The following is a 733-nucleotide window of genomic DNA, read 5'->3' as shown; positions in this document are numbered from 1 at the left end:
GGTGCTACCAGTTCTACCAGTAGCTATAAATGTGCATAAAACACTACTATCATCTAGTAGTTGGCATACTTTGTTATTATATGTAGGCCAAGTATAGTTACTACTCACTACCCCACATATGCGGTATCTCCCCCCACCATCAAACATTTTAGTGCCTCTACCAGCACTATTACATAGCAAATTACTAAATTCTTTTCTTTCTACTCCATTTAATAACACCCCTAACTCCTTATAATCCTAACTAAAGAGCTACTCACAACTACATAAGAAAACACTTCATTAGCCCCAAAGCCACTTTGAGCTATCCTAAAGTTAAATGGAGCTGAAAAAGCTTGGATATTAGCCCCTTTAGCTATGAATATCTCCCCAGTTTGACCTACATTTGCCGCTGCGTTAGCTACAGTAATATTTGTAGCTGCTGTTAGATTTAAACTAAAGTTAATACCATTATTTAAATCTATTGCCCCACCAGTTACTGCTACATACCCACCACGCTTTTTAACATAATTTCTATTAGCTAACTGAGTATCAGCTGTAGGTAGTATAGAACACACAGGCACTGCTGAGAATGTCTTAACCCCTGCTATAGTCTGATTGCCAGTTAGATTAACTGTAGCATTAGCGTTGGCTTTGGTATTTAGTTGAGCTAAATTAACTGCGTGAGTATTTGCTGTAGCATTTGGCACCACTACAGGGCTAGAAAAGGTTTTAGTTCCTGCTATTGTCTGATTGT

General features: G+C 38.2%; 1 protein-coding gene and 1 pseudogene. Both read right to left on the bottom strand.

Features of this window, described 5'->3' with window-relative positions:
* Nucleotides 1–219, bottom strand: a 219-nt coding sequence (locus CCAL9328_RS10655) for a hypothetical protein (protein ID WP_170000641.1), incomplete at its 3' end; no start/stop codon positions are given.
* A gap of 2 nt (nucleotides 220–221) precedes the next feature.
* Nucleotides 222–733 (bottom strand): annotated as a pseudogene (locus CCAL9328_RS10650) (hypothetical protein); the annotation flags it as partial.

The sequence above is a fragment of the Campylobacter sp. RM9328 genome (assembly GCF_012978615.1).
This window is presented reverse-complemented; position numbering and strand designations above follow the sequence as displayed.